A 26,640-nucleotide genomic window follows, 5' to 3' on the forward strand; every position below is an offset into this window, starting at 1 on the left:
ATGTCAAAAAAATCTAAATTAACAGCTGCGCTGCTAATTACGGGTATTCCGGCGGCCGCACTTGCTATTACATTACCATTTCTGCATTCAAAATCTGAGTTAAGTACAAAGGAAAAATTAGGTGTATTTAATAAACTTAAAGATTCAACTGATAAAGCTACTGATTTTTTAAACACGCACTCAAATATTAAATCTGACAATAGATTAGAAATTGAAAATGCAATTAAGTATGCAAAACAAGTTGGTAGTATTAAATTAAATTCAAACTCAAGAGATGCTAAATCTGTTGTTGAAAGTATGTTGGATGCAAAACATAAACTAAATTTACTTTTAGCAACTGTTTTACTAAAAGAAACTAATGAACAAAACGAAGCATTATTCAATGATGCAATTGCTAAATCAAAAGAGAATATTTTTGCCCACGATTTATTAGCTGATTTTAATGATAGTGTTCAAAATTTCAAAAACAAAACAATTGATAAAAACACATTTGTTGCTAAAGTTGTTGAACTAAACAATAAACAAAGAGAAATTACAAATAATGTTGAGCGCGACATTAATATTTTTAGATTCATAATCTTAAACAAAATTGATGACTTGAATATTGTGGCAAAAGCAAGCGCTTTAAACAAAGTTGTTGACTTTATTGAAACTAGATTATCTCGTTATTCATCACGTGATGCAATAAATGAATATCAAATTTTCTTTGAAAAAGCTTCAAATGAGCTATACAACATTGAGTCACAAAACAACACAGCAGAAGTTAAAGAAATTTATGGACAAATTGACCAAGCAATATTGAAAATTGGTGAATTACAAATTGAAAACCATGTTAGAGAACAACTTGTTGCTGAGTTAAGTGGATTAAAAAACTTTGTTCAAACCATTAAAGGTAACTTAAGTTTTAAAGTTATTAGCCCAAGTTCAGAAAGTGTTTCAGCAAAAAAAATCATCACAGATTACATATCAACATTCTTTGATAAAACTGCTCAATATTTTAAAAATCAACAAGAAGTTAAACAAGATTTACAAAATCTAATCAGCGAAAAAGAAAAATCAATAAATTCTCTTGACCCTCAATTTAGAATTGAACTACAAAACATCATTAATTCAACAAAATCAGCAATTTCATCAAACATTGAATCGACAAAAATTCATGAATTATATTCAAATTTCATTAGACAAACCTCACTAATTAGCGTTGCCCAAACATTACTTAAAGAAAATGTTAAAAGAATTAACGAAACAACCTTAGACCAAGATACTAAGGTTCATTTTGCTACCGAATTAAACAAACAACCATACTCAAATGCACTAGTTTATTTTGAAAAATCTAATGCAATAATGTCAGAAGTTGAATCACAAAACCTAATTAAACAATTTATTTTTGAAAAATTAGATAACCTTAAAACTCAATTCGAGTTTTCACACACTAATGCTCAAAACACTTCTCTAACTCAAGAACAAATTCAAAAAATACAACAAAGTATCGAAAAAATCAATAATTTAAAACAAAACAATGTCCCATTAGAAGAATTTGTTTCTGAATTCGAAAGACTTATTAATGAAGAACGTTTAATCAATAAATCAGAACTAAAACACATCACAAGCTCACTAGAAGAAGAATTCGCTAAAGAATCAATTAAACCTTCTGCTCAATTAATTAAAATTTGAGCTGACTTAAAACCAGTGTTAGTCGCTTACACTAGCGAATTTTCAACAGCAACTAGACAAGAGCTTAATGCACAAATTAAACCAAATAATAGTGATGTAACTAACGCAATTAAATTATTAGCTAATGCTAGATTAGCTAATATTGTTAACACAATTAATTCAAAAAATCAAGATTTAAACAAACTTATCAATGAAAAATTTACTGATAGTGAAATTTCTGCTGAAAAACAAGTTATTTTAGAAAAAGTAAAAGAGCTCGAGGCTGAATCTCAACTTATTTACAGTGATAAAAAACTTTCACACGAAGAAAAAATTGAAAAACTAAATAAAATCAGACAAACTCAAGAACAACTTGAAAAAGATCTTGATATTTTAGTGCAATCTGCTAAAACTAAACACTCAGCAATCAAAATTCTTGATGGCTATAAAGACAATGATAATGCCAAAATTTACTTTGCAGATGACATTAAAAAAATTAATGAATACAAAGAACTAATTGAAAAAGCGCTTAATAATCCGACTGATAAATCAATTGATTTGCATACTTTACAAAAGAACTTGAAAGATGCACTAGACCAACTTGTTGAAAATGTTGAATCAGTTGATGGTGCAAGTATTGCTAACAAAATTGAATCGCAAATTAAAGATACTTTTGCTGGACAACGTAAAGCAAACCAACAATTTACTCCGGTTGAAAGAACATTGCTTGTTGGCCTGAGTGATCTTAAAGACGAAGCAGATGCAAACAAAAAAATTACTAATGAAGTTGAAAAAGCAAATAAAAACAGAATTACTCAAAACAAAATGGATGTTTTACGTAGAGCAATTCCATCTTTAAGTGACTTTGAAACTGATTTAGAAGCTGCAAAACAAGAATTTGATCAAGCTAAAAAAGCTACTGCCGAGTTAAAAGAAGAAGTTCAAGAACTTAATGAAAAAAGTAAAGTTGAGTTTGCAAAAATTACTGATAAACTTGAAAATGAAAATGCAAAAATTACCCAAGAAATAAGCAAATTCGAAAAAACTCTTGCAGAATTATTTAAACCAGAAATTCATAACAAGTCATATATTGACAATATCAATAGCGAAATCGAATCATTAAGAAAACAAATGGCCACAAACGTTATTAAAGCTCAACTTGAAAAAGAAAGCTTAATAATGGCTCAAAGTGATCTTGATGCAAATGAATTTAAAGATGTTTTAACTAAACACCCTTATGATTTAGTTAAATCTGATTTTGAAGTGCTTCAAAAAGCAAAAACTGATGCAATTAAAGAAGCAGAAACCCTTGAACAACAAGCAAAAGAACTAAAAAACAAAAAGATACTCTAGACCAAAAAATTCAAGAATTATGAAAACAAAGAATCAATATAACTGATAAATCTCAATTACCAAAAAATGAAGAAGAGATTCATGAACTTGAAAAACAAATTGCAGAGATAAATAAACAATTACAACACAAATTAAGTGAAGCTAAAACTAGAGTTGAAACACAATCAACTAATTTTGACAAATTACAAGATTTAGCTAAAAAAGTTAATGAAGCCGCTAAAGCATTAAAAGGCATTGACGCACAAAAATACCCTGAATTAGCAAAAAACCTACAAGATATTATTGAAGCAAATAGATTAAGTGCTGCCGATGATGCGGGTAAAGTTAATGAAAAACTAAGAAAATTAGATGAAGCAATTGCAAAAATTGAATCATCTAAGAGTGCTAAAGATAGTTTAAATGAACTTCAAGAAGTAAAAGTTAATCAATATAAAAAAGATAATAACACTGCTCAAAGAAAGATTTTTGAAGAAGTTGATACAAAAATTCAAGAAGTTATTGATTCAGAATCAAAAGTTATTTCTAATTCAGCTTCTACATTAGCACAAATTAATACAGCAAAAGCTAAAATCGAAAGTGCTATTAGTAGATATAAACTTGCTAAAGATTTAATTAATAAAGAATTTGAAGCTGCTAAAAAAGATTTTGAGGATAAATCTAAAGAATTAATTGCTGTTGAAAAAGATGGTAATTTTGTTGGATATAAAGAAGGTAATGATGCGGAGGGTTCTGAAGTTCAAAAATTAAAAGCAGAATCTGACAGAATTATCAAACTTGATACAACAACTCCAAATGAAATTAAAGAGCTAAGAAATAAACTAGATTTAGCATTTAATAAAGATAAATTTGCTCACAAACAACAAGAAGTTCAAAAGAAAATTGATGAGCTTAAAAAGCAAGCTAATGATGCAAGCCTGTCTATTCAAGGTGATGATGGAAAAACTCCATTCGACAAACTATCTGAATTATTAAGTGTTCTTAAAACAGATGTTGATTCAAAAGATAACCCAACACAAACTTCAGACATTATCAAACAATATGAAAAACTAGGTTCACTTGAAAATCTTCTTGAAAAACAAGAGAAAATAATTAACAAAGCTAAATCTGACAATGTAACAGAAACTGTTAAGAAAAACTTGGTTGATATTCTTAAAGATTCAGCGCCTAAAACTGAAAATATTTCAGCTACACACCCAAGCAATATAGAAATAATCAATAAAACCCACGAAATTACTGAAAAATTCAACGATGCACAAGAATTTAGTGAATTATCTGAGTCTGCTAAAGCAAAAATTAAATCAGTAAAATCTGAAACGGAATCTCAACTATCAAAACCTGGTATTGACAAAAAAGCAAAAGAAGAAATACTAAAATTATTAGATGAGTATAATTCTAATCTTGAGAAAATTCAACCCGATAATGCTAATCCAAAACCAGCAAAAACAGAAGCATCAAAAATTGAAGAACAAGCTGATGCAATTAAAAATCAACTTGAAAATATTACTGATTTTGCAAAAATCGTTAAAAATGCAGATGATCTTGCAAAACCTGAAGCGTCTGGTTCAATTAGTGAAGTTTTAAAATCATTAAAGGCTGAACTTGCTAAAGAAGTTGAAAATGCACGTAAAAATTACACTAAATTCGACCAATATGAATCAATTAAAGAGAAAATTAAAAACTTAACCGCTTTAATTAATGAAGCTAATAAAGTTAATGATCAGTTTGGTGCTTTAGAAGATACATTAAAAGCAATTACTTACAAACCTGGTCTTGATGCACAAGATAAATCAAGTGAAAAACATAAACAATTCGAAGATTTTATTGCTAAATTAAAAGAATTTGCAAATGATGAAAATGTTAAAAAAGATATAAGCAGAATTCAGTTACTAAGTTCTGTTATTTCTGCAACAAAAACATTGCTTGAAACTCATAAGTCAATTCTTGAAAAATATGATTTAGCTGAGTTTAAATTCCAAAATGAAAAATATGGCTATGATTGAGATCAAAAAAATATTGGCGAATGTGTTTTATCAACTGTTCCAACAGTTCCTTCAACATTTGATCCTGTTACATTAACTGCCGAACTTAAAAAACTACAAGATACTGCGCTTGACAAAAAATCAAAAGCAGATGTTTTATATAACTCTCGCAAAAATGTTTTTGACAAAGCAAAATCTAATTTTGAAAAAGAATTAGAAATGATCAAAACCAAAAATAATGAATCAATCTTCGAAGAACTTAAAAAAGATCAATTAATTTTCTATAAAGACATTTTGACCAAAATCCAAAATGTACACGATTTCGAAAAACTTTCTGAAATTGATAACCATAGTGCAAACATAGACTTAGCACACTCTTTAACTGAAAAATTCATATCTTTAGCACAAATTGTTAAAGACTTAAAAGATAAAAAAGCAGAGGGTGAAAAAGTTGCTCAAAAAACTAATGAACTAACTACTGCAATTACAAAAACAGACCAAATTGTTGCTGATATAGAAAAAATAAATGAGCAAGAGTCATCGAAAAATGTTTACTTTGCTGATTTAAATGAGTTTAGCTTACAAAAACGCTTGGAAGATGCAAAAATTCATATTGCTAAATTAGAATTATTAATTAAACACGCTGAAGCAAAATCTAAACTCGATTCTTCAAATTTAGAGCAAGAAGCTAAAAAAATCCCAGCTGCTATATTGGCGCGTTTTGCCACTGCCATTGAACAATTAGATAGTTCTGCAGAGCAAAAAATTAAAGACATTGAGTCTATATATCTAGATGATGGTGTATTAGCATTCAATCAAGTATTTGAATCATCACAAAAACTTCAAGAGACTATTAAAAAAGCAAAAGAATTTGATGCTAAATCAAAAGAAGCGGAATACTACAATAAAGAATCTGCTTTAATGAAAAAACTTTATGATGAATTAGATGAAAAAATAAAAGAAGCAGAAAAATTATTAAATACAGAAGATATGTCAGGTGATGCAGATTTACGTTCAAAAAGATCCACTTTAATTGAAGGTATTGAAAATAATTCATATGGTGTAATTAGCAAACTTAAAGCTGAGAAAAAACGTGAAACCAATGCAATTATTAGAGAACTTAAAGATATTGATGAATATATTAAAAATAATTACGAATCTAATAGTCCAAAAATTGATACTTTTGATAATCTAGAAGTAAGACAAAAAGATAATGAACAATTTGCTGACCTTGCAACAATTAAATCAGTAACTGGATTAATTAACACTGCTAAAGAGAAAATTAAAGAGCAAAAACAAGCTATCTATAACTTTAATAAAAACCGTCTAACTGCTATGAATAGTTGATTTGATAAATATGTTAAATTACTTACAGCGCAAGATTTCAGTGTAAATTCATTACAAAAAATTACCGAAAACGACAGTACAAGTTTATTAAGTTACATAGGTATTTCTACTGAAATTAATACTTATAAAGCAGAAATTGAAAAAGTTAATCAATATCTAAATTCAAGTTCATTTAAAGAAGAATCATATATTCAAGATGCAAGAAATATGAATCTACACTTTAGAAATATTGAAGATAAATACAAAGAACTAAAAGAAAAATCATCAACTGCATTTAAACTAATTAAAGATAGTATTAGTAAATTTAATGATCAAGTTAAAAAAGATGCTGGTGAAAATAGTCTTTATAAATTAATTGAGAAAATATACAAAATAAATAAGGGTGTTAATGACATTAATTCTTCAACTCTACTAACAAGAATTAATGATGTAAACACAAAAACAACTGAATTATCTTCTGTTGCAAATGGTAATAGTGGTGCATCTGCAGTTAACTTTAACAATCAAAATTACAAAGATAATGAAACAAGTGTTGATCAAAGTGCAAAATCTGAGTTCACTACATATCACTCAACAATTGATAAATTACTAAAAGGCTTACAAAGTATTAATACATTAATTAAAGGTGATAATAATTCTCAAAATGATGAAGATAGTCTAAAAGGTATTTATACTACATTTATCAAAAATAGAACTATTACTAACTTCCTTAATATAGTTGCATCAGATCAATTTAGATCTGATGATGCAACACAAAATAAAGCTTTTTCTACTTTCATTAGTGCATATAAACCATTATATGATTCACTAAATCAATCAAGCAAAGTTGCTGCTGATAATGTTTTAAATAATGTTGCAAGTGATATTGAAACAAAACTTGAGGTTCTAAATGGTGTGTATAAACCGGCTGTGTCATTATTAGATTGATTTAATAAACAAGAAAACAAACAATTAGTATTTGATTATCTATTTGCAAACGATAATCAAAATATGAAAGATATTGTGCCATTGCACAATAAACTTTATGAAGATTTTGCTCAATTGGTGAATGATACTTCGAATAATGGTGCTTTAGAACTTGATATAACAAACAAACCTGAAATAATGGACTTATTCAAGAGATTTACATTTTTGAAAAATACAAATATGCCATTTAATCTAAATAATGTTAGTGTTTCTTTAACAAGAAATTCTACATCAGATAAATTCGCACCTGAATTTGTGCAAGCTGATACTTCGATTAAGAAAACTAAATTGAATTTCAAAATTCAATATAACCAAGCAAGTAATGATCCAAACTATAAAGATGTTAAATCATATGAATTGGAATTTAAAGATGTATGAGTTACTTTTAATACGCAAACTACCTTCATTGCTACTAAAGATCACGTTAATGTAAACTTGAAACGAGAAAAAGTTGGAAATAATACTTTTAATATTTTGGAAAGTACTGAAATATTTGATGCTTATAAAGCAGGTTGAAATAATAAAACATTTGCTTCAGGGTTTTTAAGTACTTTTGCCGCTGCCGCAGATTATAAAAAAGAGAAAAAATTAGAATTCTTTAGAGAAGACATTACTTTTAGCGCCGATGATGAGTGAAAAAATGCCTTAAATAGTAAAATTAAACAACCAGATGATTTATTTAGTTGAGACAATAAACAATTACTTCAACAAATAACAAATAACAATGATGAATTATCAAAAATGGATCTATCTACTAGTGCGCCAATAATGAAATACAAATTTAAATTAAAAGACGGTGTATTAACTTTCAACGGTAAAAAATACAAGGTGGCAACATTTGGTGGAAAGCAATTTATGTATTGGGCTCAAGCAGACACAGACATGGTTGTTAACGGTAATATTATTAAAATGTGAATTCCTTACTTTATTTATATTCCATTAGTTTCAGAAGACGAAAATCAATTTACTATTTTGCACTTAAATTATGAGGAAATATTAGATATTCCTTGAAATGCTAGTTCATATAAATACAAAATTAAAATGAAAGACCCTGTTTGGTCACTTGTTAAAATAAACAAAATAGTTGATAAAGTTAAAAAAGCAGCTGATGCTGAAGTCTCAAAAGTAACACAGCTTACAGGGAAACAATTAAACCATATAAAAGCTCATATATATGCTCAACAAATGGCTATTTATTATACAAATAAAGATTATTTGAATGAGAGAGATAAAGAAAAAGAGTGAAAAGTTAGACGCAGTGAAAATAGTGATGGCAAAGGACATCCAGATACCAATTTCTGAAACCAAGTTGATAAGTTTGGAATGTTTATTAGAATAAGAGAAGAAAATAAGGAGGTAGAATAATGACTAAAACCCCGGGTACAATAGCTGGATTTTTGGCTCTTACAAGTATTGCTAGTACAGCTGCTACGTTAGCAGTTGTTTCGTCATTCCAAAAAAGAAGCAAAAATCAAGTTATTAATAGATATCAAGATTTTAATGATTCATTTAAAAAATACTCTAACTCATTATTGCCGGATTCACCTGAAAATAATGTTATAAGAAAACAACTACAAAGTTTAGAGCATATTTTGTTTGCTCCTTCTACTTCTTATTTAGAAAAATGAAAAACACTTAATCAAATTGGTAACATACAAAAAGACGTTATCTTTAATTGAGCTAATGCTTTAATTGCTAACGATGGGTTAAGCATAAGTGAAGTTAAGAAATTAAAAGAACTATTAGAACCTCAGGCAAAACGTTTACAAGAAAAAGACCTTGCTTCTCAATTTAGCCATAATAAAATTTCTGACCTTAAATTAGCACTTGGCAACTTCTTAGATATTCCAAAACAAAAACAACAAGAATTTATTAAGTCATATAAAGAATTTTTTGAACAAAAAATCGCTGCTCAATATAAACTTGTTGAAAAATACTTAATGCAAGCAAATAATTCTCTAGATGACAATATCAAGCAAGCATGAGAATTAATGCCAACAAAAGCATTAAGAAATAGTTTTGATTCTAATGCTCATCAAATTGAATTAATGCTTTTTGAGCCTTCATTTAGAATTAATGATATTGCAAGAACAAAAGAATTCATTGAAGGAGTTATTAATGATGCTAAATCAGTAGATAACTCACAAATACTTGCTAAATTTAAAGCAGTTTCGCATGAAATGAATGAAATTGTTAATGCTGATGTTCAAAACGTTGTTAACACAATTGCTAATGAATTATTGAATAACATCAGTGCAGATTCAATTTATGTTAATGATTTAAAAGAATTTAAAAAATCAATTGACTTAGAGCAACCAGTTAGTTACAATCGAAATGTATTTGACAATCTAATTAAATTTACATTGGATAACCAAATTGTTGCAAACCAAGAATTTGACAGAATCCTTGCAAAACATGAAATTCAAGTTTACAACAAATTATCTGAATACTATTTAACAATTAGTGCTTATAAATTAGATGTTTCACAAACAGTTGAAGATTTTGATAATGTTTTAGCTAACCTTAAAACATTTAAGAAAATGTTGCAAGATAGAACTAAAACTAATGCTGATATTATTAATGAATTCAAATCATTTGTTGATTCACAAAAAGAGTTTAATTTTGCTCAAAATATATTCAACAAAATTAAAAATAATAAAGATTTTAATGCAATAGTTAATGCAAATGAACCTGATAAATTAAATAAATCAACACTAATTGCTAACATAATTAAATTTAGAAATGAAATTAACACACTTAAAACAGCGGATAAAAACGCACAAAACTTAATAAATGAAGCACAAAAAGCTCACAAAGTTACAAAATTAATTTCATTACCTGAAGAAAAACAATTTGAAGACCAAATTCACGAAATATTTAATGATTCAAAAGACGTAAGTCAACTTGTTGAAAAATTAAAAGGCAAACAAAATGCTCTTGAATCAATTATTGGTGCAAGAATTGAACTTAAAGATACAATTAATGAACTAGAACACGAAATTCTAGAATTAAATGATTACAACAAGCAAATTTTAGAGCGTTATTTAAGCAAAAATGCTCAACAACTTGCGACTGATTTATTAAATGAAGTTTCAATATTTAGTAGCAAAGATAAATTCGAAATCAAAAACATTGTCGAAAACAAACATTTATTCAATGAAAAACTACGTGTAATTGAAAAACAAGTTCTAGAACACTTAGAAAAAACTACAAATTCAGAATTAGAAAAATTAAATATTGCCCACAATATTGAGTTTTTATCATTGCCGCAAAATGTTCGTGATGAACTACAAAATAAATATATAAATATTGAAGCACTAAGTAAAATCGTTAATGATTTAAACAAAGAAACTAACTCAATAACTTCAATAAAATTCAACCCAATTACTTCAAAAGAGTTAATTGAACAAATTAAGAAATATAAATTTGTAGTTAATGTATTAAGTGCTGCTCAAAAACACAATGAATCAATTTTATCTCTTGCTAAATCAAAACAATATGCAGAAACTGCATTCAATCCAACTAATGAGCAACCACCAAAATACAGTGAAAATGCACGTTCACATTTAAATAAAATTACTCAAAGTCAAAATGAATTGACAAATAATGCTCAAAATATCAATAATTTATTGAATTTAGCACTAAATCCTAGTTCTATTTCTGACGCTGATAAAGAAAAAATAGCCAACTCACAATCATTAAATAGTGACGAAAGCTTAAATATTTTCAACAAAGCAAATGAACTTGTTAAAGGTAACCAAAAAATCACTCAAGCTATTGCTAGTGCCGATTCTTCAATTAATAATTTAGATAAATTATTGAAAGATGTTGCAAATGAATATGGCAATTTAAAAAACTTTGAACTAGAAACTGCAGAATTTGAAAAAATAAAACAAGCAATTAAAGATGAATTAGCTGGCAATGCTGACCCTGAAAAAATAGCTCAACTTACTCAAAATGCAAATGATATTTTAAAAACTGTTGCTGAGAAAAGAAAAGAAGGTTCGCTAAACCTTAAAATTAAAAACATTGAGCAAAAACTTGATGAATTATTCAAAAATTCTGGCGAAAATAAAACAAATGGTGAAATTCAATTACGAAGCCGTTTAGATAAACTTAAAAAAGAAGCGCAAAACCCTAAATTAACTAAAGATAGAAAGCTAATTTTAACTGACCAAGCCGCAGGGCTTGACTCATTGATTGAAAAAGTTATTGAAGTTGACCAAAAAATTGCAAGCTTTAAAGATAAATCTGCTGAGTTATCAAAAGACCCTGATATTAGAAAAAGAGTTCCAGATTCAATTAGCGAAACAACTAAAACACTTGATTCATTGACTGCGCTTGTTAACGATATTGCAATTTCAGAAGAACTGCCAACTGCTGCTGAATTACATAACAAATTAAAAGAATTAGAACAAAGAGACCAACATCTTGAAATTTCATTCAATAAAGATAAACTTGAAGCAATTTCGGATAGATTAACTCCTAAAAAATTCTCCATCAATGATGACGCAGCTGATGGAACAAAAGCTAAATTCAATAAAGCTATTGAAAATATTCAAGAATTTGTAAACAAAAAACTTGATTCTGAATCATTAAATGATTTAGTTGAAGCAAAAAACTTAGTTCTAAAAGAAAATGAATTAATTGATGCTTTAACAAAAGCAATCAATGAAAAAGAACAAATCGAAAAAGATAGTTCATTAGACAAAAAAGTAAGTGGCGAAAATGTTGCTGCACTTGATAAAGTTATTGCCGAAAATATGCCAAATCTTACAGTTGACCCAATTGATACAACTGAGTTAATTGCAAGTAAAATTGCTAAAGTCAACAAAGCTGTTGCGGAAGCAAAAGAAAAACACGAATTGTCGAAAATCATTGAAAATGAATTGAAAAAGGTTCTTTCAGATAATGAAACAACAAACAAAGCTCTTGAATCAGTTAAAAATGAACTTGATGCAGCAATTCAGAAAAATGAGTCAATAGTTAAAGCTGCTCCTGGCACTTATTCTGCTGAACAAATTCAAGCAGCGCAAGAAGAACTTAAACAAACCATTGAAAAATTAAAAGAGAAAAAACAAAAATTAATCAATGAATATAATGAAGTTAAAAATCAAACCGATGAAATTCTAGCTGACTTAGAAACTAAAGTAGCAACCGCTAAACAACAAAACGCAGAAGACAAGTTTGATAACTTTGAAAAAGCTAAACAAGAATATCAAAATGAACTTAAAGATGCTGCAAACTCAACTATTGAATCTCTAAAAGCAAAACAACAAGCTTTAAAAGATGCATACCATAAAGATTTAGCTTCAAATGCTGCCGCTAAATATAAAAAATATGTTGAGAACGAAATCACATCTCAAGAATCAACAAATTCTAACTATAAACCAATCAAAGATTTAGCAAACGAATTTAAATCGCAAATAGAAGAACGTTTAAAAACTCCTTTCGATTCAAAAGAAACAAGAGAATTCATTGAACTTACTCAATCAATGAAAAACTACAATGATCTTCAAAAGGATATTGCAGATTTCATTAAAAAACTAAAAGATGCACATCAAAATACTCCAAATGATGTAGAAGCGCAAAAAGCAGTTCAAGAAGCAACTAAATTATTTGAACAACAATACATGCCAATTAAACCATTTAATAAGGCTGATATTGATAATAAGAGAAAAACTCTACTAGAAGAATTTAGAAAAGTTGAAGCTAAAGAAGCTAAAAGAACTGAAAATAAAATTTTAGCAAACGAACTTTTTGATGGTTTTGACAACTTTAGAGCTCAGCCTGAATTAATGGATGGTCAAAACAAAGCTCGTGTCGACGCTGACAAAGCACTTGAAGAAACCTTAGGCAAAAAAGTTGCTCTTGGCGACTCAATTGACCCTCAATTAACAAAAGTTATTAAAGATAATCTTGATGCTGTAAAAGAGAAAAACAAAACAGCAGCGACAATTGAAGAAGCTACTAAAATTGGTGAAAAACTTGAGGCAATTAACAAAATTAAACCATATATTAATGCTTTAGCGCTTGAAGTTGGTTCTGCACTAAAAATTATTAATAACAATAAATCTGACCAAGACCCACTAATTCGTTCATTTATTGATAAAGAATTGGAAGGTTTAGTTGTTAAAGCTCGTGAGCTTTACATAAAAGCTGATGACGGCGAAAATGTTGATGCAATCGCTTCAAAAACAAAAGAAGAAATTAAACAACAAATTGCTCGCATTGAAAAAGCGAAAGAAAATGTTCAAAAAGCTAAAGATATTAAACAAACTTTAGTTGAAGCAAAACAAATTAATGCTGATATTAATTATCACTCTGTAAGTGGCGTTTCTGGTGAAGCGAACAAAGATAAAGTTGACAAATGACTAGATTCAATAGCTTCGTCAGCCATTTTCGGTGTCGATAATGCTACAAATACTGAACAATCACTTGATAATGCCAAAAAACGTATTGATGCAGCTAAAAAATTAGTTGAAAAACTAAAAGAAGTATCTAATGAAGTTACTAAATGAAAATCTGAGCGTAATTTAAATTCAACCTTATTAGCATTAACTGAAAAAGACGAAGAATTATTAACAAATGCAATGTGAACATTTGTTCCTACAACAAATGATGCTTCAGATGCGCAAGCAATATTGCAAAAAGTATCTGATTTAGAAGCTAAATTTAAAGGTATTGCACAAATTAGAAACAAAAGAGTTGAAACCCTAAACAAAATTGATGGAATCAATAAAACCCCTGAATATAAATCGCTTGAACAAAACCCTACATTATTAAATATAGTAAATAGTAGAATTAGAAATCTACAAAGAAACGTTGAACAAGCTACCGAGATTGCTAAAATCAATGAAGTGGGCTCAGAAGTAGATTCATTAATTTCTCTTTTACCAAAAGAAATTGAATTAGCAGAAAAAATCAAACAAGCAAAAGAATATGCTAACCAACTTACACCACTTAATGAAAATATTACAACTAAGAAAAATGAGTTTGTTGCTGAAATTGCACAAGCTAATAATCAATTAAGCAAACCAACTCCAAAATCAAGTGAATTAGAAACTAGAAAATCAGATATTGATAAAGAAATTGCAAAATTAGACTTGCACAAAGCTCGTTTAGATGTTCTAAAACAATGAACTGAATTAAAACAACAAATTGATAATAATGCTACTATTCAGTTAAAAGAAAAAGAAGCATTAAATGCTAAAATGGAAAGTTTTGCTAATGAGCTTAATAGCGTTGAAATCAATGACCAAACTACTGCACAACAATTCAACACAATTGCCGATAAATGATTAAAAGGTGAAAGCGAAAATTCAATTCCTTATTTATTAAACTTGGCGCAAACATTACAAAATGAATTGAATAAGGCAAAAACTGTGAGACTAACTTCTTCGCCAGCAGATGGTAAAATTGTTACTTCTGATGAGATTTCTAAAGCATATGAACTTCTTGCAAAAGATATTTCTGAAGCTGAAGCGCTAATTCAAAATGCTTCAAACGCAACAATTCAAAAACGCAAAGAATTAATTCAAAACTTTGAAACTCATGGTACTCAAATCATTAATGCTAAAAAACAAGCAATGAATGATTTGAAAATTAAAGCAAACGAACTTTACGGATTGATTCCTACTGATTCGCAAACTAATTATTCAGACTTTAAAAAGGCATCGATTGATGCTCTAAATGAACACGTTTTACCAATTTTAGAACACAAAAAAGAGATTATTGAAAACATTGATAAATTAATAGTTGCTGCAAGAGATAAACACCTTGAAACTATTAAAAAAGTTCATGAAAAACAATCTGACAAATTAGACAAAATACTAAATGAATTAAATGATTTTGCCTTAAATATTGTTAAAGCTAATATTTGAACAACAAAATCAATTCAAGATTTCGAGGCTATAAATTCAGTAATTAAAGAAATTGAAGAATTCAAAAAATCTCACACTTACTTTGAAGATGATTTTTCAAAATTCGCAGACGTTATTCGCGATGAAAATTATTCAAATAAATACTTAACACCAGCTCAAGCACTTGAAGCAAAAGCAACAAAAGCAAGAAATACATTTATTGCTTCAATTTCAAATGATATTAAATCAGTATTAGACACAAACAGTGGAACAGTTACAGCAACTCTAAAAGCAATTAAAGATGTTGTTGAAAAACAAGCAAGTGGTTCTTCGAACTCAAATAACCTATTTGATAAACTACAGTTCTCAGAACTTAAAGGTATTTTTGAAGCACTTCAAACATCAAATACTGAAACCAACAAAATACTAGAGTCACTAGAACAAAACGAAAGTAAAAAGTCAGTAAAAGTTTCTGAAAATATCAATAAAGTTTACAAACACATTGTTGATTTTGATAGCTTTATTATTAAATTAAAAGACAACATCAATACATTACTTGAAGAACGTAAAGATATTAGCGAAATACTAAATAATGTTTTAGCAAATCCTAATGGCAATGATAAAAATGGTATTGCTGCTAAATATCAAGAGAAATATAATTCAGCAAAAAGTCTATATGATAGATTGCAAAAATCCAAACCAAATGGATTTGTAGCTGAGCGCTTTATGAATAGTGATAAAGCTCACACCACAGAATTATTAACTAATATTGATACTTTCTTTGATTATGTAAATCAAGAAGAATTCAATAAATTCTTTAAAGATTTTGCGGGTACAGTTCCGCCAAAACCACATGATAAATACACACTAGAAGACTTCAAAAAAGAAATTGATGAAATTGCTAAAACAGCAAATGGTGAAGACAAAATTGATGTTACAAATAATGTTAAGTTACTACCATTATTTGAACAATTTGGTAATACACAAATTGACTTAGCAAATAAATTTAACCCTGTTTATGTACGTGTTTATATTGTGAAAGATTCAACAAGTAGTTTTTATTCATTAAGTAGCTCAAATGAATCTCAAAAAACAATTAAGCTTAAATTGCGTTATGAATATAAACCTAATAACTTATTAAAATTCACTAACTATCAAGGATTTACTAAAGAAATAGATAGAGATATAGCATTTTCTACTGACAAAATGATTGGTTTACCAAAAAAATCAAGAGATATTTTTTACAAAAATTATGATGCAGGTCAATTTGGAGTGAATTCTAAACAAGTTATTGCTAATACTGATAGATTAGGTTGAAGCGTAAGCTCTAAAGAAGAAGCTGTTAAAAAACTGTTTGAAAAAATCAAAAAAGCAGCAGGTTTTGACGGCGCTCAAGAAGTTATTCTTGATACAGTAAATAATAAATTGTATAGAGTGAATAATAATAACATCACTGAGCATGAGTTAACCAATAAAATTAATCTTAAATTCATTCTTCCTGAATCATTTATTTATCAACAATCTACTCAAGTTAAAGGTGATACAAGTAAACAATTTATTAGATTAAGATTTGAAAATAACAATCGATTGGTTGTAGAGGTTGCATCTCCAGCTCAACTTGTGGTTGGTGCTCTAAACTATAATACTAATGGTGATACTATTGAATTAGTGAATGGTGCTCCTAAACCAGAATACACAATGCCTTCTGCATTATTAACTACTTTAAAATTTGAATTTAATTGAGATCAAAGCAAAAAAGACATTGAAATGCATATTGCAAAATATGAAACATACCATGTAACAAAACACAAAAAATTAACCGACAGTAGTGTTAATGCAGTTATCACATATGAATCTCCACAAGGAAATGGAGGTAATAAATTCACTGCCACTGTATGAACAGCAGATGATTTTGCAAAATGGTTAATTAAAAATAATTCAGACTGAAAATCGCCTGAAGGTAACAAGGATGAATCTCCTTTAAAATACAGTGTTACAACAAATTCAGCTCGTAGTAACAGTCATACAGGAAAAGCAGTTGATGAGAAATTCATAATCAAAAATGCCCGTTATATGGAAGCATATATTTGACAAGGTGATAATAATAATCAAATGTCAAAAAATGGTGCAGAATTAATGTATCTTTACACCTCGGGTATTGAAGCATTTGAATTTGAAGATATCAAAGAATAATTAATAGTAAAAAATCTCAAGGCAGCTTGAGATTTTTTATGCGCTAATACCCTATAGGCAATCAATTGTATGTATAACCTATGAATACTATGTTTAAGTAAGATTTCTAACTAATTATTCAATGATTTAATATTCTTATAACTTAATCTATGTTCAGGACAAGTCCAATATTTGACAATTGCATCTTGATGCAATTGAGTGCAATAACCTTTATGTTTTGCAAATTGATATTGCGGATATAGTTTATCGATTTTGAGCATATATTCATCTCTTGCTACTTTAGCTAATATTGAGGCAGCGGCAACATTTAATGATTGAGAATCACCTTTAATTAAATTTAGTTGTTTGATATTTGTGCTAGTAACTGGTTCAAAGTCAGTGATTATTAAGTCAATATTGTTCATACTTTCAACAATTTTATTCATTAAGTTGCGTGTAGCTTGCTTTGGGTTAAATTTGTCAACATATTTTGCATTAGCAAATTCAATTTTGTATTCAATAGCATTATCAATTATTATTTGATAAGCTTTTTTTCTTTTTGCTTCTGTAAGCTTTTTAGAATCATTTATTAAATCACTTTTAAAGTTTTTAGGTAAAACTACTCCAGCAACAACAAGCGGTCCAGCGCAGCAACCGCGACCTGCTTCATCAATGCCTAAGATCTTGTTATATTGTGTAAGTGTATCTTCGATATTTAATTTGAACATATTTTCCTTATAAAAAATTGTGGATGACCACAATTATTTTGATTTTTCAGTTATATCAACAATTAAGTTTGCTAATTCTTCTTTTGACATTTTGTCATAGCCGCTAATTGAAAGATGTTGTGCAATTTTAAATAATTGGTTGTTTGGTAAATTTAATAATTTATCAACATTAGCTTTGCGAGCTTCATTTTTTGTGTCAATTATTTGGGCTTTTTCTTCATTTGTATTTGTTGAGTTTTCTTCTTTAGGCTGAATATTCATTCCCATCATATTGAACATATTTGACATTTCTGTGTTGTTGCTTAATAGTTGGTTTAGTTCGGTCATTTTTTTAGCATTCACAAAAATTGAATATATTGTACGTGTTGGTCGAATTACAGCTCAATATGAAACAAAAAATGAAAGATTTATAACAATATTTAATACTAAGGTTGTAATATCCATTGCTGAAAGCTCTGTGTTTGATTTATTTAATCTAGATGATAAGGTAAAAACTAATTCAATAGCACAAATAAATGCCATAAACCCATAAAACATCATCGAGCCGCCACTAAGATTTGCAAATGATTTATGTTTATAACTTTTTGTGACACCTAAATAAAATGTTACTGATACATAAGTATGAAGACCAATTATTAAAAGAGAAAATGGAATTCAACTAATAAGAGCCCTACTATCAGGTTTTTTAAGATAAGAATACAATTCAATACCTTTTTGAGCCAATATTAAGCAAAGTAATAGAGCTATAACTGAACATGAACCAATGATAAAGTTTCTAAACTTCGATTTTTCATAACCTCAAAGTTTACTTTCGTCATGTATTTTAAAAAAATCATTTAATTTCATTAATTCTCCTAATCCTTAATAAGTTGAAAATCAAAGTCAGCTACATTAAATTCGTTTGGTATAGCTGCAAAAACTTTAATGTTTTGTTGTGTGTTTGGGTGAATAAATTCTAGTTTATAGGCATGCAAACGCTGATTAAATTCATCAACTTTTTTATTATAAACACTATCTCCATAAACAGGGTGTCCAATATATTTTAAGTGAACTCTTATTTGGTGTGTTCTACCTGTTTGCAATTCACATTTAACAAGTGATTTTGGTTGTTTATCAATATAAAAATGTTTCAATAGGTAAACAGTTGTTATTGATTCCTTGCCGTCTTTGTTAACTGTCATTTTTTTGCGGTCATTAACATGTCGATTAATTGGTAAATTGATTTTTGTTATTTTATTTTCAATTAATCCATCGCAAATAGCGATATAACTACGCTTAATTTCATGTTTTTTAAGCATTTCTGCAAGTTTTATATGAGTTTCATTATTTTTAGCAATTATTAAAAGCCCACTTGTCTCCTTATCAATTCGATGAACAATACCTGGTCTTAATAAACCATTTTCGTTTGAAAGCGTTTTAAAATGATGCAACAAACCATTGACTAATGTATCTTCATAGTGACCGGGCGCTGGGTGAACCACCAGATTTGTTGGTTTATCTAAAATTACAATATCTTCATCTTCATAAACAATGTTTAAATCCATTTTTGTTGGAACAATATTTGTTTCTTTTTCAATCAACTTTGTAATTGTGATATTTCAGCCCTCTTGGACAATATAATTAGGTTTATTAACTGGGATAGAATTGTTGTTCAAAAATACAGCTCCTTGTAAAATAAGTTGCTTAGCATCATTACGAGATATTTCAGAATTATCAGAAATATATTTATCAATTCTTTCCTTATAATTTACATCTAATTTAAGCATATTTAAAATTATATATTAAATCTTAATATCAAAAATTGATATTTGATATAGAATAGTTGAAATTTTGAGTAAATTTTTCAATGAAAAATGCAGTTTTTACTGCATTACTTAGATAGTTCTAATTCTCAAATTTCTTCAATTAATTTTGTATCCATTCTGTAACTTGAAGCCGATTTAATTGTTGCTTCTTTATAACTTCAAGCTTTTTTATCAGGATTTAATTTTCGGAAATGAGCGATTAGAGATTTGTCATATTCATTGATATCTGAATTCAATCGGTCAAAATCATATTTATTTTCAAACACACGATTCATTTTTGGTTTAACTAGACCATTGTTTTTAATATTGCCTATTGTTAATCCAATAATAGGAACAGCTTGACCTTTTATATTCAAGATTTCATTTAATTCTTTGACCATAGTTCTTGTTAGTCCTAAAAAACATGTTCCTAATCCTAAAGAAATAGCTGCATCTTGAGCGGTTGTTGCTTGAATAAATGCGTCGCCAACCGCAACAGTATATGATTCTGATGAATGGTTATTGTATTGATATTCAGTATATGTGTTTTTTGCTATATTTACGCGGTTATAATCAGCTAAAAATACCAAGAATATATCGCAACTTTTAATCGCACCAGTATATTTGTTTACTTCACCAAGTTGAGCTAATATTTTTTTGTCTCTTACTACAATAACACTTGATGCATGTCAATTTGATGAAGTTGGTGCTGAGTTAATTGCTTCAATTATTTGTTTATATTGTTCATCGGTTATATTGTTTTCAGTGTCATATTCTCTAACAGAATATCTTTGTTTTAATTTATTAATAAAATCCATTTGCAACTCCTTATAAAAAAATTATATTTTATTTATATTTATCAATTGAAAGTCTATGAATTTTTAAGATTTTTTTCATAAAAGTTTTTAAGTTTACCAAGATTATTGAATACGTGTTTTGTTAGTCAATCAAAATTGAAGTCTTTGTTGAAAGTTAGCGACCATGCTATTCCATAAAAATTCACAATTGCTTTTATTGCAAAATACTCATCAAAATCTATTGAAAAATTTGTATTTTTTGCATAGTTCAAAATGAATTCTTTTTCCGTTTGTTCGTCATAATCAATATCTGAACAATGGTATGCTAAGTCAAAATATTTAGAATTCATTGATGAGTATTCTAGGTCGATTAATTTAATTTTATTGTTAATTGTCAACAATATATTTTCCCTATTTAAATCATTGTGACTAGGGACTTCATTTTTAAGAAATTTTGATGCTTCCTGAATTAAATTTTGAGTGTTTTGGTCAAAAACTTCGTTGAATTTTTTATGTTCTTTTAACTCTTCAACATAAAATTGTATTCTGCTGTAAATTTGATTGTTTTTTAACTTAATTTTTGATGTATGAAGTTTTGCGATGGTTTGAGCAAGCATTAATCTATTCTTTTTTAAACCTCAATCAATATCTTTATTCTTAATAAAATTACGGATAATTACATCTTTATCTTCATATATGACCTTTTCAACTATATCTAGATTATTAAAGATTTCAAGTTTATTTAAATGATTAAAACTATTGTTGCGTTTATGTTGAATAAATAAATTATTTAATTTATAAGACTTATTTGTATATCCTTTTGATATTTGCTCTAAATCGTTGTTCAAGAGCATTTTTTTGTATTTTTTTGCATAAGCCATTTTATCAAATGAATTGCAAATATATTGAAATTCGTCAAATTCTTTATCCGTAATGATAAACAATTCTTTTAATAATTGTTTATCAAAACCAATTTTAGACAGACTGATTACATCGAAAAGGGGGTGAGCTTTTCTAACTCATTCAAAGTCTATTAATTCAACATTGCCTTTACTATCGACTAATATGTTTTTTAAATTTAAATCGCAATGTGCTGTTACAAAATATTTAGGGTCTGAATATTTTTCTACTAATCTTTTATATTTGCAAGAATATTTTCCATAATAAAATAAATCAATAGTTGGTAATTTAATATTTTGAGCATGAAATTCCTTAACTTTTTGAATTATTTTTCTTTGTAATTCGTCATTTAACTCAATATTTTCAATTGTGCTTCCTTCGAATCATTTTCTAATTAAAACGCCTTTTTTATAATAATAAACATCGGGTAAATTTGTTAAGAAATCTGATTCAAATTCATGATTAACTAAATTGGAAGTAGGGACACGTAGTTGGCAAAAAATATTTTTATATTTTGCTTTAAATGTAACATTGTGAAAACCCTCATATTTGAATTCAATATCACTTAAATCTTGCAAAATATCTTTATCAACTTTATGATTCAATAAATCTAAATATTTATTCATATTTTTAATTATAACTAAATAATATTTGTATCAGACATTCTTGTGTTTGGTGTTTTGTGCGTTTCAAAAATAAAATTAATTAAAGATTTATGATAAGGTAAAAATTCATTGCTATCAATCATCGAAAATAATTCTTGTTTATCCACAAATTTTATTTGCTCAATCTCTTCATTTATTTCTATATTTTCAATCTTGATATCTTGATTAGTCACAAAATAATCACAGATAAAATTATTTACATTTATTGAGAAAAATGGCTTTTTATTTTCTAAAACTAAATCCATATTCAACTCTTCTTTTGTTTCACGAATTATTGCTTGATAAGGAGATTCTTTACTTAAAGCAGCTCCGCCCACACTTAAGTCTCAAATACCTGGATAATATTTTTTATTTTTAGAGCGTTTTTGAATCAATAATTTACCTTTTGAATTGAAAATACAAAGAAAAACATATAAATTATTTTCATTATAATCTAGCTTTTCACCTCTAATATTTGTTTTTCCCGTTACTTGTCGATTGTCATCATAAATGTCTAAAATTTCTCGAATACTCATAATAATCTATTATACTTATAATAGTGAAAAATAATGTAAACTGGAAATTTTATACAAAAAAACCGTTGAATATAACCTATAAAATTGCGGGTTATATATTTTTGATAATTTTTGTTATTTTAATTGGTGTTTGTGCGTTCATTGGTTGAGATAAATTTACAAGAGCTTTATTTGTCGATAATATCAATTTAGATAATAGTGTTTTTAGTGTAAAAGGTGGACTTTTTGGAAGTTTATTTATTTCTCTTGTCTTAGCTGTTTTTACATTGCCATTTAGTTTATTTATTTCAATTAATTGTGCTGTATTTATTAATTTTCGATTACCATCAACTCTTAAAATGTATACAAGGTTCTTTTATAAGATTATTGGCGGACTTTCATCATTAATTTTTGCTCTTTTTGCTCATCAATTCATTTCCGAGTTTACAAAAATAGTTTTTAGACTAGAAAACGGCTTTAACATTATTACTGCAGTTCTTATGTTTATACTTCTTAATTCTGCTACTGTTACCAATTTGCTTAATAAATTATTCCAAGGCGTAAAAGTCCACGATTTAAGATATTTAAATACTCATGGTTTTAAAACAAGTTTTATAGTTCATAAAATTATTTTTAAAAATTATCGAAAAGAAATAATAGATATAGCCTTTATAGCCTTTTTTAAGGTTGTTGCTGAAGCATCAGCGGCAGGATTTATTCTACAAAGCAACAATAGTTTCAGTGGTTTTACAAATGGTTTTTGAGGTTTTTTAACTTCAAATCCTAGACCAGCTGCAACACTTATAACTACAAGCTTTGTTGCAAACAAAGATGTTGCCAACATTAAGGACTTTTCATATGCACTTACACTGCTTTTATTATTGTTTATTACAATTGTAAATGTTATATTCCACCTTTTAAATAAACCAATTCGCCGCGAAATCACAGCGGATAAATTAGTTCATAAATATGAAGTTAATAATAAACTTAAAACATATGAAAAGATTCATTTTTCAATTGAATTGGTAACATTTGTATTTCTAACTTCCATACTAATAATTATGATATTAGCACTATTCATCAAGGGTTTAATTACATTATTTAAGCATCAAACAATTTGAACATTTGAGCCAGATTCTACAATATGAAGCGCTGCAACAACTCTTTATGCCTCAATTTTTGTATCAATTCTTGTTATTCCACTTTGTTATTTTGCCGCTATTTATTTTAATAAAAAACATAAAAATAGCGTTATTTCGAATTTTGTAAATTCGCTACTTAAATTTACTCGTGGTGTTCCTTCTGTGGCTTATGGTTTGTTTTCTTATTTCTTCATCATTGATGTTTTAAATCTAACTCTTGATGCAACGGAAAAAGCTTCGCTTTTAGCTGGGGTAATCAGTGTTTCAATTATGTTTATGCCAGTTATTTATTCGTTTTTTGCAACTCAATTGAAAAAACTTGATAAAAAATACGTAAAAGTTGCTTTTAATAAAGGGATAGATTACCAAATAATTCGCAAGGAAATTAAAATTAAATACATCGTTGTTATGATAATAACTTCAATTGTTACTGTATTTATGATGTTTTTAGCTGAGACTTCGGCTCTATTAATAACAACTGGTACACACAATAGTGATAGATTTTCTTTGTTTTATTCAGAGATGACGCTAACTACAAGAATGATGCAAGCGTTCTTAAGTAAAGAACCCGGGACACTTTTAACATCATACGAATGTTGCACAGTTATGATAATCTTAGTTGCATTCTTTAGCTCATTAAAATATTTTGCGCTAAGAAAATGAGATGAAAAAGTAAATCAAAAAATTAAAAAAATGCTGGCTTAAAAAAGCCAGTTTTAATTTATGCTTCAAAACAATAAAAAATCTGGAGAACCAGATTATTTTATTGTTTTTTCGATCAATGCGACTACATCGCTAATTGATTGTAAATTAATTAATTCATCGTCGCTTACTCTAATTTTTAACTCTTCTTCAAGTTCAAAAACTAGTTCCGCCAAAGTTAATGAATCAATTTTTAATTCTTTTAATAATGAATCCATGTGCACTTGTGTTTTTGTGTGCTTTTGAATTCGAGAAATTACTAAATCTTTAATATTCATAAGATTATTATACAATAACAAAACGATACTTATTATTAATATCTTTTATCATTGAAACTCCCTCGATATTTTTTCAAATGTCTTCGTGTAATGGATTAATTTCAAAAATTAATTTGCCATTATCTTTTAAATATTTTTTATATTCTTTAAGTATTTTACGGTAAAAATAAAAACCTTTTTCTGGAGCATACAGAGCGTGTTGAGGCTCAAACAATAATTGTTTATTATTTTCTAATAAAACATCTTTATCTAAGTATGGTGGATTGCAAATAATAAGGTCAAATTTGCCTTTTACATTAGTAAACAAGTCACTTTGGACAATTTCAACATCATTTGCATCAATATTGTTTACTTTTAAATTTTCTTTAGTTTGTTCAATAGCGTTTGTATCTATATCAGCCATTGTTAATTTAATATTATTAGCATTTTTTTTGATTGATAAGCCAATAAATCCTGAACCGCAACATAAGTCCAAAACACTGAAATTTGAATTGTTTTGGATAAATTTATTCAAAATAATTCAAACTAATTCCTCTGTTTCATAGCGAGGAATTAGAACATTTTTATTAAGTAAAATTTTAGTATTTGAAAACTCAATAAATCCCATGATATATTGAATTGGCATACCACTTTTTAATAATTTTTTTTCTTGTTCATTGACAGATAATTCAAGTCCATATCTGCGTTTTTCTTGTAATAAATTCTCAATTGTTGGCATTATTTAAGACCACTTGCAGCAATTTTTTGATTTTGTTCTTCTGTTAGTAAACTTTGAGTAATTGGTTCAAGTTTTCCTTCAATAACTTGTTTTAAAGAAGTAGAAAAACCAATTCTATGGTCAGTAACCCTATCTTGCGGATAGTTATAGGTCCTGATTTTTTCACTTCTATCACCATGGCCTGCTAATTTTCTATAACCGGCTTCTTCATCTTGTTTCTTTTGCATTTCTAAATCGTAAATTTTAGATCTTAAAACATTCATTGCCGCTTCTCTATTGGCTATTTGACTTCTCTCATCTTGAGAAGTTACAACTATTCCTGTTGGAATATGTGTAATTCTAACAGCGGAGTCGGTTGTGTTAACACTTTGCCCACCTGCCCCTGATGAACGGAATGTATCAACAGTTATATCTGAAGCTTTAATTTCAATTTCGATACTATCATCTAACTCTGGCATAACTGTAACTGTTGCAGTTGAAGTGTGGACTCTCCCCGAACTTTCAGTTGCGGGTATTCTTTGAACTCTATGTACGCCAGTTTCAAATTTTAATTTTGAATATGCCTTTTCACCTTTTACCATGAAAACAATTTGACTAAATCCACCTGCACTTGCAACAGATGAAGAAATTGTTTTATATTTAAAGCCTAGTTCGTCAGCATATTTTGTATACATTCTAAACAAATCACCAGCAAAAATATTGGCTTCGTCGCCGCCAGCTGCTCCTCGAATTTCAATAATAACATTGCGGTCATCATTTTCATCTTTAGGTAAAATTAATATTTTCAATTCAGCTTCAAGTTCAATTAATTTTGATTCGTTTTCCTCAATTATTGATTTGGCGAATAAAATTTCTTCTTCATCTTTTGAAGAAAGCATCTCTTTTGCTGATAATAGGTCTTTTTCAAGGTTTAAATAGGTCGCAAAAGTACTTGCAATATCCTTAATTTTGCCCATTTCTCTATTGATTTTTGTATATTCTTTTATGTTGTTTATTACTGCTTCATCATTAAGTTTTGTTGCGAATTCATCATATTTTGACTTAATTCCGACAAGTGATTTATACATTGTTTGTTCCATAGTTTTAAATTATAAACCATA

General features: G+C 28.0%; 14 protein-coding genes. 4 read left to right on the forward strand and 10 right to left on the reverse strand.

All coding sequences use genetic code 4. The annotated features are described in order from the left end of the window. The gene (locus MBVG596_RS02310; protein ID WP_096386704.1) at positions 1-3,006 is read left to right on the forward strand and encodes a hypothetical protein; all 3,006 of its coding nucleotides are present in this window, start codon (positions 1-3) and stop codon (positions 3,004-3,006) included. Here MBVG596_RS02310 and MBVG596_RS02315 read toward each other — a convergent pair. Continuing rightward, a complete protein-coding gene (locus MBVG596_RS02315) occupies positions 2,945-4,207 on the reverse strand; it encodes a hypothetical protein (protein ID WP_148664014.1) in 1,263 nt (420 codons plus the stop codon). The two genes, MBVG596_RS02310 and MBVG596_RS02315, sit on opposite strands and share 62 nt — an antisense overlap. Between MBVG596_RS02315 and MBVG596_RS02320 the strand changes: the two genes are divergently transcribed. Next, complete coding sequence (locus MBVG596_RS02320) at positions 4,143-8,663, forward strand: hypothetical protein (RefSeq protein ID WP_096386711.1); 4,521 nt, start codon at positions 4,143-4,145, stop codon at positions 8,661-8,663. The genes MBVG596_RS02315 and MBVG596_RS02320 overlap by 65 nt on opposite strands. Continuing rightward, positions 8,663-17,353, forward strand: coding sequence for a hypothetical protein (locus MBVG596_RS02325; protein ID WP_096386716.1), 8,691 nt, complete (start codon positions 8,663-8,665; stop codon positions 17,351-17,353). Before MBVG596_RS02320 ends, MBVG596_RS02325 begins: the two co-directional genes overlap by 1 nt. A gap of 110 nt (positions 17,354-17,463) precedes the next feature. On the opposite strand, the gene MBVG596_RS02330 is transcribed toward MBVG596_RS02325, so the two are convergent. From MBVG596_RS02330 to MBVG596_RS03770, 6 genes are all read right to left on the reverse strand, one after another. Continuing rightward, positions 17,464-18,060, reverse strand: a complete 597-nt coding sequence (locus MBVG596_RS02330; RefSeq protein WP_096386720.1) for a ribonuclease HII — start codon at positions 18,058-18,060, stop codon at positions 17,464-17,466. Between the two features lie 33 nt (positions 18,061-18,093). Next, positions 18,094-18,906, reverse strand: coding sequence for a hypothetical protein (locus tag MBVG596_RS02335; RefSeq protein WP_096386724.1), 813 nt, complete (start codon positions 18,904-18,906; stop codon positions 18,094-18,096). Positions 18,907-18,914: 8 nt separating this feature from the next. After that, the gene (locus tag MBVG596_RS02340; RefSeq protein ID WP_096386726.1) at positions 18,915-19,826 is read right to left on the reverse strand and encodes an RluA family pseudouridine synthase; all 912 of its coding nucleotides are present in this window, start codon (positions 19,824-19,826) and stop codon (positions 18,915-18,917) included. A gap of 104 nt (positions 19,827-19,930) precedes the next feature. Continuing rightward, positions 19,931-20,662 carry a nitroreductase family protein gene (locus tag MBVG596_RS02345; protein WP_096386728.1) on the reverse strand — a complete coding sequence of 244 codons (732 nt, stop codon included), beginning with the start codon at positions 20,660-20,662 and terminating at the stop codon, positions 19,931-19,933. Between the two features lie 53 nt (positions 20,663-20,715). Continuing rightward, the gene (locus MBVG596_RS02350) at positions 20,716-22,167 is read right to left on the reverse strand and encodes a phosphotransferase (protein ID WP_096386730.1); all 1,452 of its coding nucleotides are present in this window, start codon (positions 22,165-22,167) and stop codon (positions 20,716-20,718) included. Positions 22,168-22,181: 14 nt separating this feature from the next. After that, positions 22,182-22,721, reverse strand: a complete 540-nt coding sequence (locus tag MBVG596_RS03770; RefSeq protein WP_172412429.1) for an NUDIX hydrolase — start codon at positions 22,719-22,721, stop codon at positions 22,182-22,184. A gap of 101 nt (positions 22,722-22,822) precedes the next feature. Here MBVG596_RS03770 and MBVG596_RS02360 point away from each other — a divergent pair, with 101 nt between their 5' ends. Further along, complete coding sequence (locus MBVG596_RS02360; protein WP_148664015.1) at positions 22,823-24,547, forward strand: ABC transporter permease subunit; 1,725 nt, start codon at positions 22,823-22,825, stop codon at positions 24,545-24,547. A 53-nt stretch (positions 24,548-24,600) separates the two neighbouring features. Here MBVG596_RS02360 and MBVG596_RS02365 read toward each other — a convergent pair whose 3' ends face one another. The 3 genes from MBVG596_RS02365 to prfA are packed head-to-tail and all read right to left on the reverse strand — an operon-like array spanning position 24,601 to position 26,619. Next, positions 24,601-24,822, reverse strand: a complete 222-nt coding sequence (locus MBVG596_RS02365) for a phosphopantetheine-binding protein (RefSeq protein WP_096386736.1) — start codon at positions 24,820-24,822, stop codon at positions 24,601-24,603. A 7-nt stretch (positions 24,823-24,829) separates the two neighbouring features. Then, positions 24,830-25,540 (reverse strand): peptide chain release factor N(5)-glutamine methyltransferase, encoded by a 711-nt coding sequence (gene prmC / locus MBVG596_RS02370; protein WP_096386739.1) that lies wholly within the window; start codon positions 25,538-25,540, stop codon positions 24,830-24,832. Further along, complete coding sequence (gene prfA / locus MBVG596_RS02375; RefSeq protein WP_096386742.1) at positions 25,540-26,619, reverse strand: peptide chain release factor 1; 1,080 nt, start codon at positions 26,617-26,619, stop codon at positions 25,540-25,542. The genes prmC and prfA overlap by 1 nt, the downstream gene beginning before the upstream one ends. Positions 26,620-26,640 lie beyond the last annotated feature (21 nt).

The sequence above is a fragment of the Mycoplasmopsis bovigenitalium genome (genome assembly GCF_002356075.1).
Taxonomy (GTDB): Bacteria; Bacillota_I; Bacilli_A; order Mycoplasmatales; family Metamycoplasmataceae; genus Mycoplasmopsis; species Mycoplasmopsis bovigenitalium_A.